The sequence below is a fragment of the Desulfoluna sp. CLI2B genome, assembly GCF_056847375.1.
In genome coordinates this window covers 545218-560561 of the sequence record NZ_CP186557.1, presented here as the reverse complement: position 1 = coordinate 560561, position 15344 = coordinate 545218, and the positions used below count along the sequence as shown (strand labels likewise).

Here is a 15344-nt window from a genome sequence, read left to right as displayed (position 1 = left end):
CCTTGCGACGCCAGCAGCCTGCAATACATTGACCTCAATCCGCTGAACCAGGCCAAAGCCCGAGGTGACCGCTATGGAACACCCTTTAGACGAAACCCTCCACGCCTATGTGGACAACGCCCTTGACAGGCAGGGTGAAAAAGCTGTCGAAGCCCATCTCTCCCAGTGCCTGCGCTGCCGCCGGGAAGTTGATGAGCTGGCCCTTCTTTTTGACGACCTCAAGGGCCTGCCCTCCCTCCCGCCGGACAGGAAGATGGTAACCCGGATCCTTCTTGCCCGACGCCGTGAGGAGGCAAGCCGCCCCGTCACCTTCAACCTCATCGGTGCTCTTTTCGGCCGCGTCGGCTGGGCGGCCGTGGCCGTGGGGCTCATGGCCGGAGGGCTCCTTGGGTATGCGTCCCTTACCACCCGGGGCCTTGACCGCCCCGCGTATGAGGCGGCCCAACCCCTGGCCCAGGAGGACCCCTTCCTCGGCTACCTGATCAGCGACAACGGGGATGTCCTATGAACCGACGAATTATTCTCCTTCTCCTGGCCTTCTCCCTCTGCCTCAACGCCGGATTTCTCGTTGCGGCCTTTGTGTGGAGCCCCCCTTCGGAGCACGGGGAGGCAAAGCACCCGTTCCGGGCGTACTCGCGTCACCTGGAGCTGCTGAAAGGCCTCGACCTTCCCGAAGCGACCCTTCGACAAGCCACGGACCTGCTCGAGACCTTCATGGAAAAGCGCACCAGGCTCATCGTGAAAAAACTCGACCACAAACTCGAGACCCTGGCCCGGCTTGAAAAAAACCCCGCCCTTTCCCGGGCGGATTTAAAGACGTTCCACGCGGAAGAAGAGCGCATCGAAGCCGACATCTCCGCCTCAACTATGAATTATTCTTTAAGCATGCGCCGCCTGTTGCCGCCGGACAAAATGGCCATGATGTACGCCAACGCTGCTGAACTGATTCGCCCGCACCGGGAGAGAATGGCCGCCTGGAAAAAGACGGCTCACTAAAGTCTTTGGACACCCCGTACCATGAACCTTGGAACACCGTGGAAAGCACTGGACGATGCCGACCTGATGAGGGCCCTTGCCCTTGAAAAGGAGCGGGCCTTTCGCGAGCTGGTGGAGCGCCATCAGCCCGGTCTCTACAGCTTTGCCCTGCGGTTCTGCAAGGTACGGGAGGAGGCCGAAGATGCCGTCCAGGAGACCTTTTTGCGCCTGTTCAGAAACCGGCACCGCTTCGACACCTCGGGCAGCGTGAAAGCCTATCTGTATAAGGTCTGCCGCAACCTGCTCATCGACGCGGCCCGAAAAAAGCGCCCCGAGCCCCTCAACGGCACCGTGGACATGGACCCCGGCCCTTCGGCCTTCGACACCCTGAGCCGCAAAGAGGGGCAGCACTCCCTCTCCCGTGCCCTGGACAACCTCCCGGAAAACCAGCGCACGGCCATGGTGCTGCGCCACACCCAGGAGCTCAGCTATGCGGAGATCTCAGAGGTCATGGGCCTCTCCCTCTCCGCCGTGGAATCCCTCCTCGTGAGGGCCCGGCGCAGCCTTCGCAAACGACTGCAGGCCTCGGCCGCTTAATTTTTTTCTTTTTTTAAGGATCCGCATGCCCCTTTTGTTTCGACATCTGCATTTCAAGGCCTGGCTGGCCGTCCTTCTCTTGACCGTTGCAGCCTGCACCCCCTTTGCGCCCCAGCAAACGGGCCCGGCTCCCCTTCCCCTTCCGGAGCGCTATACCCTCTACCCCCAGGACTCCCCTGCGGAAGGGAGCCGCTGGTGGCTCTCCTTTGACAATGAGGAGCTCAACGGGCTCATGGACGACGCCCTTTCAGACAGCCTCACCCTCCAGGAGGCCTGGGCCCGCCTGAAGCAGAGTGCGGCCCAGCACAAGGCCAAAGGGGCGGCCCTTTACCCGACCCTTTCCGGAGAAGCCGGGGCCGAAACAACATGGCGGGGAGGAGACGACACCACCGAGGAGAGCACAGATACCGTCTCCCTGGGCCTTGCAGCCTCCTACGAGGTGGACCTCTGGGGCCGCCTGAAGTCCCTGGAAGAGTCCGAACGCCAGCGCCTCCTGGCCAGCCGTGCCGACGTGGAGACCGCGGCGGTCACCCTCACCGGAGAGGTGGCGGAAACCTGGCTGGCGCTGGTGGCCATCCGAAACGAAATCGCCCTGGTGGAAGAACAGATGGATCTCAACAAGACCCTGCTCACCGCCCTGACGTGGCGGTTTGAAAATTCCCTGGTCTCTGCCGTGGATGTGTTGAGGCAAAAAAAGGTGATTGAGCGCCAGCTCTCAGAGCTGCCTTCCCTCAGGCTCCAGGAGAGCCGCCTTGAAAACAGCCTGGCCCTGCTCCTGGGCAAACCGCCCGGGGCGGCACCCGCTGTCCGTACCACCTCCCTGCCCGACCTGGGCCCCCTTCCGCCCACCGGGATCCCGGCGGACCTTCTGGCCATGCGGCCCGATGTCCGGGCCGCGGGCCTCAGGCTCAAGGCCGAGGAGTGGGAGATCTCAGCGGCCAGGGCAGACCGCCTCCCCGCCCTCTCCATCACGGGCAGGGCCCGATACACCTCGGACGGGGTGGACACCCTCTTTGACAACTGGCTGGCCAACCTCGCCGCCAACCTCACCGGCCCCATCTTCGATGCGGGCAAACGCAAAGCCGAGGTAGTAAGGGCCCAGGCCCAGGCAGAAGAGCGCCTGGCCACCTACCGCCGCACCGTGCTCACCGCCCTGTCCGAGGTGGAAAACAGCCTCGTGGGCGAGGTGCGACAAAAAGAGACCGTGGCAGCCCTCACCCGGGAGGTGGAAACCGCCCGGATCACCCTGCTTGAAGCAGAGACCCAGTACACCCAGGGGGTCTCCGACTACGTCAACCTCCTCGACGAGCTTAAGGACCTCCAGGAGCTTCAGAGAAAACTGGTCCAGGAAAAAGCCCGCCTCGTCAAAGAACGCGTCGCCCTGCACCGGGCCCTGGGCGGCAGCTGGCCCCAAGGCCTTGCCCCCGAACCGGCCCGTGACACCGCCACCGCCGAAGGTACCAACGAACAGACCAAGGGAGTTCCCACCGAATCATGATCCACACCCCTCAACCGAACCCAAAGGCCCCGTTGTCCCCTCTCCTTGTGCGTGTGGGCCTGCCCCTTTTCATCCTGGCAGCAGCCTTTCTCTTTGCAAGCCATCTCATGGAGACCAGGCCCAAGGCCGAAAAACGCCCCCGCACCTCCCTGCCTCCCCTGGTGCGCTGGGAAGAGACCCGGCTCAGCGACCACCCGGTGACCGTCACGGCCATGGGAACGGTGCGCGCCTCCTCCCAGATAGACCTCAAGGCCCGTGTCGGCGGCCAGGTGGAGTGGCTCGCCCCCGCCCTCGTGCCCGGGGGACGATTCAAAAAAGGGGACACCCTGGTCAAGCTTGACAAGGCCGACCTGGACATCTCCCTGGCCCTGGCCGGGGCAAAGCTCCAGCAGGCCCGGGCAGACCTCTCCCTGGAGCAGGGAAGCCAGGAAGTGGCCCGAAAAGAGCTGGCCCTCATGGAGACCACCATGGGGCACCGGGTAAAAGACCAATCCCTGGCCCTGCGGCTTCCCCAGCTTAAGATTGCCGAAGCAAACCTCGCCCTGGCCGAGGCTGACCTGGACAAGGCCCTTCTGGACCTGGCCCGAAGCGAGATCAAGGCGCCCTTTGATGGCATCGTGCTCTCCCGCAGCGCCTCCATGGGTACCCTGGTCACGGAGGGGCAGACCGTGGCCACCCTGGCCTCGGATGCGGTCTGGTGGGTGGAGGCGACCCTGCCCGTCTCAAACCTGGCCTGGCTGCGCATCCAAAAGGACAACGGCGACCAGGCAAGCCGGGCACGCATCCTGCCCCGCAGCGGCGGGGCATTTCAGGGACAGCTGCTGCAGGTCCTGGGCGATTTGAACGACACCAGCCGCATGGCCCGCGTACTCATTGAGGTGGCCGATCCCATGGAACAGGCCGCTGCCACGGGTGCCCCGCCACTGCTGCTCAACAGCTACGTCACCGCGGAGCTGGAGGGCTCGCCCCTCCGCGGCATCATCGCCCTGCCCGACCGGGCCCTCCGGGACGGAAACGAGGTGTGGGTGGCCGAAGGGGACACCCTGCGCATCCGCACGGTCCGCATCGCCTGGCGGGAAGGCTCCACGGTCTTCACGGACCGGGGCCTGGCCCCGGGGGAGCGCGTCATCCTCTCGGACCTCTCGTCCCCCGCCGACGGCATGAAGATCCGCACCGGAGAAAAAAAGACGCCCGCGGCCCAGCCGGGAGCCAACCAACTGAAAAGTCCGGCAAACAGCTAAGCACGAAACGTTTCAATGCATGCACTGGGCCATGGCAGGAACCAGCGTTCAAGGTGCCCACCTTGCCGCCGGAGAGACGTGATGGCTTTTCGTCTGTTTTCATTGTCCAACCACCCCCAACGATACACAGGTTTTTTTCATGACACACGATCCCAACAGAGACCCGGGCCGCGGCCCCATCGCCTGGATGGCGGGCAACGCCGTTGCCTCGAACCTTCTCATGGTGGTCCTGCTTGTGGGCGGCCTCATTGTGGGGGCTTCCATCAAGCAGGAGGTCTTCCCCGAGTTTGACCTGGACTTTGTCAACATCAGCGTCCCCTATCCCGGCGCCAGCCCCGAGGAGGTGGAACGCGGGGTCTCCCTGGCCGTGGAAGAGGCGGTCCAGGGTATCGACGGAGCGGCCGAGGTTACCGCCGTCTCATCCGAAGGGGGTGCCACCATCTCTGTGGAGGCCCTGGAAGGGGCCGACATCCAGCAGCTTTACCGGGACATCGAACGGGAGGTGGATGCCATCACCTCCCTTCCCGTGGACGCGGAGAATCCCAAAATCGCCATTGCGGCCCGCCACCGGGAGGTCATTTCCTTTGCCGTCTACGGGGACCAGAAGGACTCGGTGCTCAAAGAACGGGCCGAAGAGTTCCGCGCCCGGCTCCTGGAATCCCCGGCCATCACCCAGGTGAGCCTTGAAGACATCCGCGACCGGGAGATCCAGGTGGAGGTTTCCGAAGCCGACCTGCGTCGCTACGGCCTCACCCTGGCCGAAGTGGCCCGCCGCATCCGCGACGCCTCCGTGGACCTGCCGGGCGGCAGCCTGAAAACCGACGGGGGCGAACTCCTGGTCCGCATGAAGGAGAAACGCTACACCAACGAGGCCTATGCCTCCCTGCCCCTCATCACCCTTGCCGACGGTTCCCGCATCACCATAGGGGACGTGGCCACCGTGCGGGACGGGTTCGCCGAGACCACCCGATACGCCACCTTCAACGGCTCTCCGGCCGTCATGGTGGAGGTCTACCGGGTGGGGGAACAGACCCCCATCGATGTGGCCGAAGCAGCCAAAGCAACCCTGGAGCAGTTCAGGCAGACCCTGCCCGAAGGGATCTCCGCGGCCATGGTGCGGGACCTCTCCGAGATCTTCAAGCAGCGCGGGGAGCTGCTCATCAAAAATGCCTTCATCGGCCTGGCCCTGGTCTTCATCATCCTGGCCGTCTTCCTTGAGATCCGGCTCGCTTTCTGGGTCTCCCTGGGCATCCCCATCTCGTTTCTGGGGGCCTTTCTCGTGCTGCCCTTTTCGGATTTTACCATCAATATCGTCACCATGTTCGCCTTCATCGTCACTCTGGGCATTGTGGTGGACGACGCCATCGTGGTGGGGGAGAACATCTACCACAAACGGCAGCAGGGCATGGGCCTACTCCCGGCAGCCGTGGAAGGGGCCCGGGAGATTGCCAAACCCGTGGTCTTCAGCGTGCTCACCAACATGGTGGCCTTCATGCCCATCTACTTTGTGCCGGGGTTCCTGGGCAAGATCTTCAAGAGCATCCCCATCGTGGTGATGATCGTTTTTGCCATCTCCCTGGTGGAGAGCCTCTTTATCCTGCCGGCCCACCTGGGCCACAGCCGCAGGGAAGGTTTCGGAGGTTTCCTCAAGCCCCTGTCCGATGCCCAGAGCCGGTTCAGCAGCGCCTTCACCCGCTTTGTGGACCGCCGCTACGGGCCCCTGCTCTCCCTGTGCCTCCGGCATCGCTACGTCACCCTGGCCACGGGGGTTTTCATCCTGGCCGTCACCGGCTCCTGGGCCCTGTCCGGCCGCATGGGCATGGAGCTCTTTCCCCGCATCGAGTCCGACTACGCCTACGCCAACCTCTCCCTGCCCTACGGCACCCCGGCCGCCGAGGTGGACCGCATCGCAGGTCTTGCCGTTTCCGCGGCCAAGGAGGTGGTGGCGGACAACGGCGGGGAGGCTCTCTCCCGGGGGATCCTCACCCGCATCGACGAAGAGGAGATCCGCATCCGAATCCTCCTGACCCCGCCGGAGGTCCGCCCCATGAGTACCACCGAGGTGACCCGTGCCTGGCGCGAACGCGTGGGGACCCTTCCCGGTGTGGAGTCGGGCCTCTTCGAGGCAAACCGGGGAGGACCGGGCTCCGGCAAGGGGCTGACCATCGAGCTGCGGCACCGGGACACCGACACCCTGGAACGGGCCAGCCGTGAGCTGGCCGAGGAGCTGGCCCTGTTCCCCAACGCCCGGGACATCGACGACGGCTCCTCCACCGGCAAGATGCAGTTCGACCTGATCATGCGCCCGGAAGGCGAGCGCATGGGGTTCTCCGCCGAAGAGATCTCGCGGCAGGTGCGAAACGCCTATTACGGTGTTGAAGCCCTGAGGCTCCAGCGAGGCCGGGACGAAGTCAAGGTGATGGTGCGCCTCAAAGGGGAGGAGCGCAAAACCGAAGGGGACCTCTTCAGCCTGACCCTGCGTTCCCCCGAAGGCATGGAAGTGCCCTTGAACGAAGCCGTGGACATGAGCAGGGGACGGGCCTACACCACCATTTACAGACGGAACCAGAAACGCATCACCGATGTCACCGCCAACATCATCCCCGAGGCCGAGGCCGGACAGGTGGCCAGTGCCCTGGAAGACGGCGGCCTGGCCGACCTTGTGGCCGCCACCCCCGGCCTCACCTACGTCTTCCAGGGCAAGCAGGCCGACCTTAAAGAGAGCGTCGAGAGCCTGATCCAGGGCCTGCTCATGTCGCTGATTCTCATCTACGCCCTTCTGGCCGTGCCCTTCAGGAGCTACGCCCAGCCCCTGATCATCATGATCTGCATTCCCTTCGGCATCATCGGAGCGGTAATGGGGCACCTGCTCATGGGCTACTCCCTTTCGGTCATGAGCCTCTTCGGCATCGTGGCCCTGGCAGGGGTGGTGGTCAACGATTCCCTGGTCTTCATTGACTTTTCCAACCGAAAACGCCAAGAAGGGATGGCCGTGGTCGATGCGGTGAAGGCGGCGGGCATCCAGAGGTTCCGGCCCATCCTCCTCACCACCGTCACCACCTTCGGCGGCCTGGCACCCATGATCTTCGAAACGTCCAGACAGGCACGGTTCCTCATCCCCATGGCCATATCCCTGGGGTTCGGAATCGTCTTTGCCACCCTCATCACCCTGCTTCTCGTCCCCAGCCTCTATATGATCCTGGAGGACATCAAAGCACTTGTGGGCCGTAGCAAAGCATCAACAGACACCACCGGCGAAGAAATGCCGAGGTTGTAAGAGACCGGCACAGGCCCGTTTTTCCACAACACCACCAGACCAGAGGAATGACCAGACATGCTCACTCGGAAAACACACCTTTTTACGTTGCTGCGACACCTCCCCCTGACCTGCCTTCTCCTGGCCCTGACGGTCCCCGCTGCCTGGGGGGGGAATCCCATGAAGACACCCACCCCCGGCTTTCAGGGCGACATCACCCTCATGCCCGGAGTGATCCACGCCACCAAAGCCCTCAACGACGTCGGAGACGACAACGAGCGCATCGACAGCCTGGACCAGTCGGCCTCCTCGGAGACGGAGGCGATTCCCATCGTCCTGTGGCACCTCAACTACACCTTTGACAACCTCAAAACAGAGCTTTTCGCCGGTACCCCCACCTCCAATATTGTCAAGGGGACCTACTTCCTTGAAGTGGGCGCCCGGCACCGCCTGGACAACGGCACGGCCTTAAGCCTCGCCTGGATTCCCGAGCTTCCCCTCATTGACGACGAGGTGTGGAAAGATCCCTTCCTCACGGGGGCGGACAGGACAGAGACCGACCGGACCTCCCAGGGTGTCCAGATCAAGGCGGATTCCATCCTGGGGACCCCCTTCTTTGTGAGCTATGCCTTTGCCGTCAACGACATCGATGAAGAGGAGTCGGGCCAGTCCTTCATCACCGAAGGGGGAGACCCCTTAAGCAACGAAGAGCTCTCAAGCCTCAGGCGCTCCAGTGAGGCCCACTTCATCGAAGCGGGGCTGACCCTTCCTGTCAGCAGAGCCCTGATCCTGGGCGCCACCGCAGACGCCCTCCGCAACGAGGCCGACGGAAAGGCCCATCAGTTCGACCAGTTCGGGGGAAAACTCTCTGCGATCTTGCGTTTCCCCGCCTGCAAGGCATTTTCCACCGTCTCTTTCCACCAGGCGAACTACGACGGAACCCACCCGGTCTTTGACAAAAAACGGGAAGACACCTCTTACAGCGCCTCTCTGGGCCTTGAAGTGCCCCTGCCCGTGGAGAACCTGGCCTTCTCCCTGCTCATGAGATACGCCCGTACAGACTCCAACATCGACTTTTACGAGGGAGATGCCGTGATGGGCGGCATGGGCGTCAGCTATCGATTTTAGACATGATGCAACGGGGTTGCCCCTGACGGGCCGGGAAAAATCCATTTTGACAGGGCCTGCATTCCTGCTTTAAGATAATGGATTGTATACCCGGCCCGGCTGTTTCCCTTCGCCCTAACCCCTGATCAGGCAGGTGCCATGACTTATGCATACGATCCCATGAACCGATCCTTCTCTGTGATGAGCATCAACCTCCGTTTCGGCCTCGCCGACGACGGAGAAAACTCCTGGGAGCATCGGCGCAGGGCCTACGGCCCTCTGTTTACCGCCACGCGCCCCGATTTCATCGGCATGCAGGAAGCGAACAACTTCCAGACCCGGTACCTCGCCCAGCTCCTGAAGGACTACCGGTTTGTAGGGGTGAGGAACCCGTCGCCCACTACCTGGCAGAACAACCTGATTTTTTATCAGAAAGAGTGGACCTGCCTGAGGCACACCCACTGTTTCCTGAGCCACACGCCCCATGAGGAGAGCCAGCTTGAGGGAAGCCAGTGGCCCCGCCAGTGCGTCATCGGAGAGTTTGAACGGGACGACGAACGCGTGGTCTGCGTCACCACCCACTTCGATTTTGACGAGGGGGTCCAGAAACAGAGCGCGGACCTGATCCTGGGGTTCCTGAAAGATTTTCCCGGAGATGTTCCCATGGTCATCACCGGCGACTTCAACGCCCCGCCCGAAAGCCCCGCCCATGAGGCCTTTCAGTCCGGAGGGTTCAAAGACAGCTTTGCAGGCGAGCACTCCTCCACCTTCCACGGCTTCACCGGAAACGACCTGGGAAAACATATTGACTGGATTCTGTACAAGGGAGGATTGAAGGTGGTGGATGCAGAGGTGATCAAGCACCCCTTTGAAGGGATCTACCCTTCGGATCACTACCCCGTGGTGTGCCGGTTTACCTGATCCGGCAGAAGGCAACTGAATACGAACTGCCAAAAACAAAAAAACCGCCGAAATCGGCGGTTTTTTAATCAGACAAACGGGAAGAAAGAGGAAGAGCTGATATGATCCGTTCATGGCTCATGGCCATGACCTCTATACGACTCAGTTAGGCAGGATGGACAAGGCAGGACTCTCCCCCCGTCTTCAAAACTTTCCCGTTTTTTATTTTTTATTTCGGGGGAGGGAGTTGCAGGATATCGCGTCTATCCATTCCGCTCAGCTCAGCGTCCAACACCCTGCGAGGTCGGCTCCGAATCCGTTACAGATCCTCCCCCAAGACGGCCACCGGATCGACCGGTTATCTATTTGGTCACATCCATTCTCTGCTCAGCCCCATGCCGCACAACCAAAAAAATCAGTTCAGCACAACAGCGATCAGGCAATCCGGTAAGCATTGCGTCCCCTGAGACATCTCAGCCGGGGAGTAAATCAACAGCAATGTGCCCCCTTTTTCAAATGTGATTTATACAGACTGCCTGACAAAATCAACCCTCGTTGATGAGGTATTTAATGGGTATGATACATACCCACAGACTCGAAACCCCTTGAGTCCCGGGGTCCCCTGAAATTGTAAGGGTTTTCCCATCCCACGGCCCTGCCCCCGCCAAACCCGGAGCATACCCAAAAGTGACCGACGGTTATTCCACGGAAGCAGACGGCAGAGAGGTCGAAAGAAGGGCTCTCAGGTTTGTTTTCGAGTGGGTAAGCCCCAACTTCCGGCGGATATTTTTTCGGTGGGTTTCGATGGTCTTCACGGACAGGGAGAGGATATCGGCAATTTCTTTGTTTGTCTTGCCCTCCCGGATCAGGTTGGTGATCTCAATCTCCGACGGGGTCAGCTGGAGCTGATATGAGGGAGCCGTCCGCACCAGGGGCCGGGCAATGGTGCTGAGGTTGTTTTCCACCACCTCCAGATAGGCCACCTGGCGTGGCCCCAGCCGGGTGGCTTTAAGTTTCTCGATCCACGGATGGATCATCTCGCGGATGGTGAACAGGATCTCCTCTTCCAGGGCCTGTTTGTCTCCGCTGCGCTTTTTCAGGAGCACCTCCAGGGCGGTGTTCATCTCTTCAAGGCCAGCGCTTTTGCGTTGCAGCTCCTGTTCCCTGTTGCGAAGCGCCTCTTCCACAAGGGCCACACGGGTGACGTCCCGGACAAAGGCCACCACCCCCTCCCCCCGGCAACAACGCATCATGCGGGCTTCGTAGTACCGCTCTTCCCCCTCCAGCTCCAGGGAATACTCCAGGGTCTGGCGCTCACCGGTCCGGATGGCTGTTTCGCAGGCGGCGGTGATCTGCCGGGCCAGCTCCCCGGGGAGCACATCAAAGACACTCTTCCCCATGAAGCCCTCGGGTGACCGGTACAGGGGAAGTCCCATGGCGGCGTAATCCGTGAACACCCCATCCCGGGACAGGGTAAACATCAAATCGGGCAACCCCTTGATGAGTTGACAGCTCTCTTCAAGCTGCTGTTTCAGGCGCGCGTTCTCCCTTCGGAGCGCATCGAGTTCATTCATGGTCCCTGCCTTGCATGGTCCCCTTGCCCGCTGCCGTCCAGGGCGTCAGGGGAGTATCGGTTCAGAACACGTTCCGTAAACAACCGGGCTTGAGGCACCCCGGCCCGTCCGCCCTTATGTAGGCAAGGCCCTGCGGGCTGTCAAGCAGGACGTGCCGACAAAGCACACCATACCTGTGACACGCAAGGTGTTGCCCCAAGACGTTTCATGGCCCCGCACGAAAAGCCTCCCACAACAAAAACCCGCATCGGCCCTTTGCCGACGCGGGTTTGTCAATGCCAGTTCATCACGGGCAGCATCCCTACCTGGGGTGCCTGAGATTCCTCACACGAAGATCCCAGTTCCAGACGCTCACCATCCCACCCATCAACATCTTGTCCACGTTATGGACAAACATCGTATTGCCCCTGACCTTGCCCAGCACCTCCACATCCTGGCTCACCAGAACCTGCTTGGCCCCGCGCCTCATGTTGGAGAGAAAATAGGTGCTGCCGTCTTCGGCAACCAGCACGAAGTCCCGCTCCATGGAGACACGGGGGTCCTTGATGTCTGTGGGACAAACGGTTTCATTCACCACGCAGCTTGCCCCCATGATCTTCCCCTTGACCAGCATTATCTCGGCAAAGGCGGGGGACGTAGAAAAGATGGCCAGAATCGGCAGTACCAGGAAAAGCACATTCACTCGTCGGGTCATGATCTGTCTCCTTAGGTTGTTGGGGGTCTATAAGCCTACATGAGCGGGGCGCCTGAATAGGCGCTGGCCGCAGATGGATCACATCATGGGTTCCCTGAAAAACGCTGAAGAGAGGAAAGGGGCCGGGATAAAGTGCAGGAGGCCATCTGAATTACTCCCCATTATCACGAAAAGATCCCGTTATGTCAATTATTCCCGCAGGGTGAACTCACCCCGAAAAAGCGCCGCCCCCGGCTTTTAATTTGCCGGAGATGGTGGTATAGCCCTCTTTTGTAAGGACCGCACGGGACCCTATCGGTAGAGTTCCCGCCACCGGCACTTACGGGCACCATGCGCCTGACTTTTTTTGGTATGTAGGTAGCTTTATGAGTGTATTTGAAATCGCCATGCTGGTCTGTTTCGGTTTTGCCTGGCCCGCCTCCATCTGGAAGTCCTGGACCTCGCGGAACAACTCCGGAAAAAGCCTTCAGTTTCTCTGCATTGTCCTCGTGGGCTATGCAGCAGGCATCACCCACAAGCTTCTCTACAGCTTTGATGCCGTCATCGTCCTCTACGCCGTCAACGCCCTCATGGTCACCACCGACATTGCCCTGTGGTTCCGCAACGGGCGGCTGATGAAAGGGGACGCTGCCGCGGATTTCTCCGCTCAAGCCCCCCGCCCCCACGCCCATGGGTAAAAGCCCCCTTTACGGGACCCGTCACACCAAATAACGCCTCCCCCACGGTGAGGTCCACAGGGTGTCCTGTGCCCGCCCACTGCATTTTTTCTATACATCTTCCTCTTTTTTAGCTATTTACTATCGTTTGTTATATTAACACTGTTCATTAATCAAGAGATTCGTGCTTTATATTGATATTCGCGTCGACAGCAAACCACCTATTCACACCACATAAACGTATCAACATGTCACAGGAGGAAGATGTGAAAACGCAGAATGTTGTGATGGTCAGTGCCTGCCGAACCGCCATCGGCAAATTCCAGGGAGCCCTGAAAAACGTCTCGGCACGGGATCTTGCCGTGCATGTGGGCAAGGAAGCCGTCGCCCGTGCAGGCATCGACGTGGAAACCATCGACGAACTGGTCCTTGCCCAGTGCCTTCCCGGCCTGCAGGGTTCCCTGCCCGCCCGGCAGGTCTCCAAGCGCATCGGGTTCTCCGATGCCAGCAGCGCCGTCTCCATTAACCAGAACTGCGGCTCGGGGATGCGCGCCGTGGAGATTGCCGCCCACAGCATCATGCTCGGCAAAAACGACATCGTCATGGCCGTGGGCGCCGAGAGCATGACAGGCGCCCCGTACATGCTTCCCAAGGCCCGGTCCGGGTACCGCATGGGCCCCGGTTCCATTGAGGACTCCATGCTCTTCGACGGGCTGGTGGACGAACTGGCCGGGGGCCACATGGGCACCACCGCCGAAAACGTGGCGGAAAAATACGGGATCACCCGGGAGGAGTGCGACGAGCTGGCCCTCATGAGCCACACCCGTGCCCTGGACGCCATTGCCGCCGGCCATTTCAAGCGGGAGATCGTCCCCTATGAGATCGTCACGCGAAGGGGAACCACGGTCTTCGATACCGACGAGCATCCCATCGCCGGCAGCACCCCGGAGAGCCTCGCCAGGCTCAAGCCCGCCTTCAAGAAAGGAGGCGTGGTCACCGCGGCCAATGCCTCGGGCATCAACGACGGAGCCGCAGCCGCCATCTTCATGAGCGAGGCCAAGGCCAAAGAGCTCGGCATCCGCCCCCTGATGAAGCTCATCAACACCGCCTGTGCGGGCGTGGACCCCAAACTCATGGGCCTGGGGCCCGCCGTGGCAATCCCCAAGGTGTTGTCCGGCACGGACATGGGCTTTGAGGACGTGGAGTACTGGGAGATCAACGAGGCCTTTGCCGCCCAGTTCCTCGGCGTGGGCCGCATGCTCCGGGAAGACCACGGCATGGCCCTCTCCATGGACAAAACCAACCACAACGGCTCGGGCATCGCCCTGGGCCACCCCGTGGGCTGTACCGCCCTTCGGATTCTGGTGAGCCTCTACTACGAGATGGAACGCCTGGACCTCACCGTGGGCGGGGCCTCCCTGTGCGTGGGAACGGGCCCTGCCATCGCCTCCCTCTGGACAAGGGAAGTGTAAGGCCGTATAACGGATTCAGAAAGCATACATGAAAGGGCTCGCCGCTCACCCCCGCCTTCACCGCGCCACAGGGCCCGGCGACCCCACATGATATCCCCGGCAGCCGCCTTCCCCAGGGGCTGCCGGGGCCACATCATCAACACCCCCTTGCCCATGCATTTCTGGAGCCGCCTGTGAAAACCTTTGCCCTTTGGTTTGCGTCCTTTTTTATTTCTGATCACACCCGCACCACCGACCCGGATGTCCGGTCACGCTACGGGGTTCTGGAAGGGTGGGTAAGCATCGTGGGAAACGCCCTCCTGTTCGCAGTCAAGCTGGTCATCGGCCTCTCCGTGGGAAGCGCGGCCCTCATCGCCGACGCCATCCACACCCTCTCGGACTCCGCCACATCGGCCGTTGTCATAGTGGGGTTTACCATGTCCCGGAAGCCCTCGGACAGCGAGCACCCCTTCGGCCACGGCCGCATCGAGCCGGTGGCCACCCTCATCATCGCCATTCTCCTGTTTGTGGCCGGGTTTGAACTCCTCAAACACAGCATCACCGCCACCCTGAACCCCACCGTGGCCAAGGCGAGCTACGGAGCCATCGCCATCGTCGCAGGAACCGCCCTGTTCAAAGAACTCATGGCCCGCTTTTCCTTTGCCCTGGGGGACCTCATCGATTCGGCCATCCTCAAGGCCGACGCCCTGCACCACCGAAGCGACGCCTTCTCCACCCTGCTGGTGGTGGTGGCCCTGGGCGCCTCCCACCTTGGCTATGCCAAGGTGGACGGTATCATGGGTATCGGGGTCTCTCTGGTCATCTTCGCCTCGGCCTGGGGCATTGCCCGGGAAGCGGTGAACCCCCTCATCGGCGAAGCCCCCTCCCAGGCCTTTCTGGATGAAATCGAAGGGGCCTGCCGCAGCGTCACCGATGTACTGGGGGTCCACGACATCGTCGTCCACAACTACGGAGAAAACCGCATCGTATCCCTGCACATCGAGGTCTCCCACCACCTCTCGGCCCTTGCCATCCATGAGATCGCAGAGGATGTGGAAAAAGCCGTGGGCCGCATCACAGGCGGCATGGTGGTGGTCCACATGGACCCCATCAACCGGGACCACCCCCACTACAACACCGTGCTCACCGAAATCCAAAAGGTGGTGGCCGAAGACGAACGGGTCCTCACCTTCCACGATCTGCGCATCGTGGGGACCACCCTGGACCGCGGCACCATTTTGTTCAACATCACCCTCAACAACAGCGACCGCCCTGGGGATCAGCGCGAGGTCCTCAGGGAGACCCAGGAAAAAATTCAAGCCCGGTTCCCGGGCCTCGATCTCCTCATTAAAATCACCCCCATGTTCAGCTACAACCCCTAAAGGAGACGCTAAA

The 15344-nt window shown here is 61.3% G+C and carries 13 protein-coding genes; 11 read left to right on the top strand and 2 right to left on the bottom strand.

Annotated features, from left to right (window positions below; all coding sequences use genetic code 11):
- Window positions 1–73 precede the first annotated feature (73 nt).
- The 8 genes from ACOYW2_RS02735 (at window position 74) to ACOYW2_RS02700 (ending at window position 9595) form a co-directional block, all read left to right on the top strand.
- On the top strand, window positions 74–508 hold the full coding sequence (locus tag ACOYW2_RS02735; protein WP_482421596.1) for an anti-sigma factor family protein: 435 nt from the start codon (window positions 74–76) through the stop codon (window positions 506–508).
- The gene (locus ACOYW2_RS02730) at window positions 505–996 is read left to right on the top strand and encodes a hypothetical protein (RefSeq protein WP_482769307.1); all 492 of its coding nucleotides are present in this window, start codon (window positions 505–507) and stop codon (window positions 994–996) included. Before ACOYW2_RS02735 ends, ACOYW2_RS02730 begins: the two co-directional genes overlap by 4 nt.
- A gap of 21 nt (window positions 997–1017) precedes the next feature.
- On the top strand, window positions 1018–1572 hold the full coding sequence (locus tag ACOYW2_RS02725) for an RNA polymerase sigma factor (RefSeq protein ID WP_180136770.1): 555 nt from the start codon (window positions 1018–1020) through the stop codon (window positions 1570–1572).
- Window positions 1573–1597: 25 nt separating this feature from the next.
- The gene (locus ACOYW2_RS02720) at window positions 1598–3070 is read left to right on the top strand and encodes an efflux transporter outer membrane subunit (protein WP_482769306.1); all 1473 of its coding nucleotides are present in this window, start codon (window positions 1598–1600) and stop codon (window positions 3068–3070) included.
- Window positions 3067–4311, top strand: a complete 1245-nt coding sequence (locus ACOYW2_RS02715; protein ID WP_482769305.1) for an efflux RND transporter periplasmic adaptor subunit — start codon at window positions 3067–3069, stop codon at window positions 4309–4311. The genes ACOYW2_RS02720 and ACOYW2_RS02715 overlap by 4 nt, the downstream gene beginning before the upstream one ends.
- Window positions 4312–4450: 139 nt before the next feature.
- A complete protein-coding gene (locus ACOYW2_RS02710) occupies window positions 4451–7588 on the top strand; it encodes an efflux RND transporter permease subunit (protein ID WP_482769304.1) in 3138 nt (1045 codons plus the stop codon).
- A gap of 57 nt (window positions 7589–7645) precedes the next feature.
- A complete protein-coding gene (locus tag ACOYW2_RS02705) occupies window positions 7646–8695 on the top strand; it encodes a DUF2860 family protein (protein WP_482769303.1) in 1050 nt (349 codons plus the stop codon).
- A 138-nt stretch (window positions 8696–8833) separates the two neighbouring features.
- Complete coding sequence (locus ACOYW2_RS02700) at window positions 8834–9595, top strand: endonuclease/exonuclease/phosphatase family protein (RefSeq protein WP_482415103.1); 762 nt, start codon at window positions 8834–8836, stop codon at window positions 9593–9595.
- A gap of 677 nt (window positions 9596–10272) precedes the next feature.
- On the opposite strand, the gene ACOYW2_RS02695 is transcribed toward ACOYW2_RS02700, so the two are convergent.
- Both ACOYW2_RS02695 and ACOYW2_RS02690 read right to left on the bottom strand, forming a co-directional pair.
- Window positions 10273–11148 carry a LuxR C-terminal-related transcriptional regulator gene (locus tag ACOYW2_RS02695; RefSeq protein ID WP_482415102.1) on the bottom strand — a complete coding sequence of 292 codons (876 nt, stop codon included), beginning with the start codon at window positions 11146–11148 and terminating at the stop codon, window positions 10273–10275.
- Between the two features lie 301 nt (window positions 11149–11449).
- A complete protein-coding gene (locus ACOYW2_RS02690) occupies window positions 11450–11842 on the bottom strand; it encodes a hypothetical protein (RefSeq protein WP_482421591.1) in 393 nt (130 codons plus the stop codon).
- A gap of 365 nt (window positions 11843–12207) precedes the next feature.
- Between ACOYW2_RS02690 and ACOYW2_RS02685 the strand changes: the two genes are divergently transcribed.
- From ACOYW2_RS02685 to ACOYW2_RS02675, 3 genes are all read left to right on the top strand, one after another.
- The gene (locus ACOYW2_RS02685; RefSeq protein WP_482769302.1) at window positions 12208–12519 is read left to right on the top strand and encodes a hypothetical protein; all 312 of its coding nucleotides are present in this window, start codon (window positions 12208–12210) and stop codon (window positions 12517–12519) included.
- A gap of 245 nt (window positions 12520–12764) precedes the next feature.
- Window positions 12765–13970: a thiolase family protein gene (locus ACOYW2_RS02680; protein ID WP_482415099.1), complete on the top strand. Its 1206-nt coding sequence runs from the start codon at window positions 12765–12767 to the stop codon at window positions 13968–13970.
- Window positions 13971–14143: 173 nt separating this feature from the next.
- Entirely contained in the window at window positions 14144–15331 is a 1188-nt protein-coding gene (locus ACOYW2_RS02675) for a cation diffusion facilitator family transporter (protein ID WP_482769301.1), read from the top strand.
- Window positions 15332–15344: the final 13 nt, after the last annotated feature.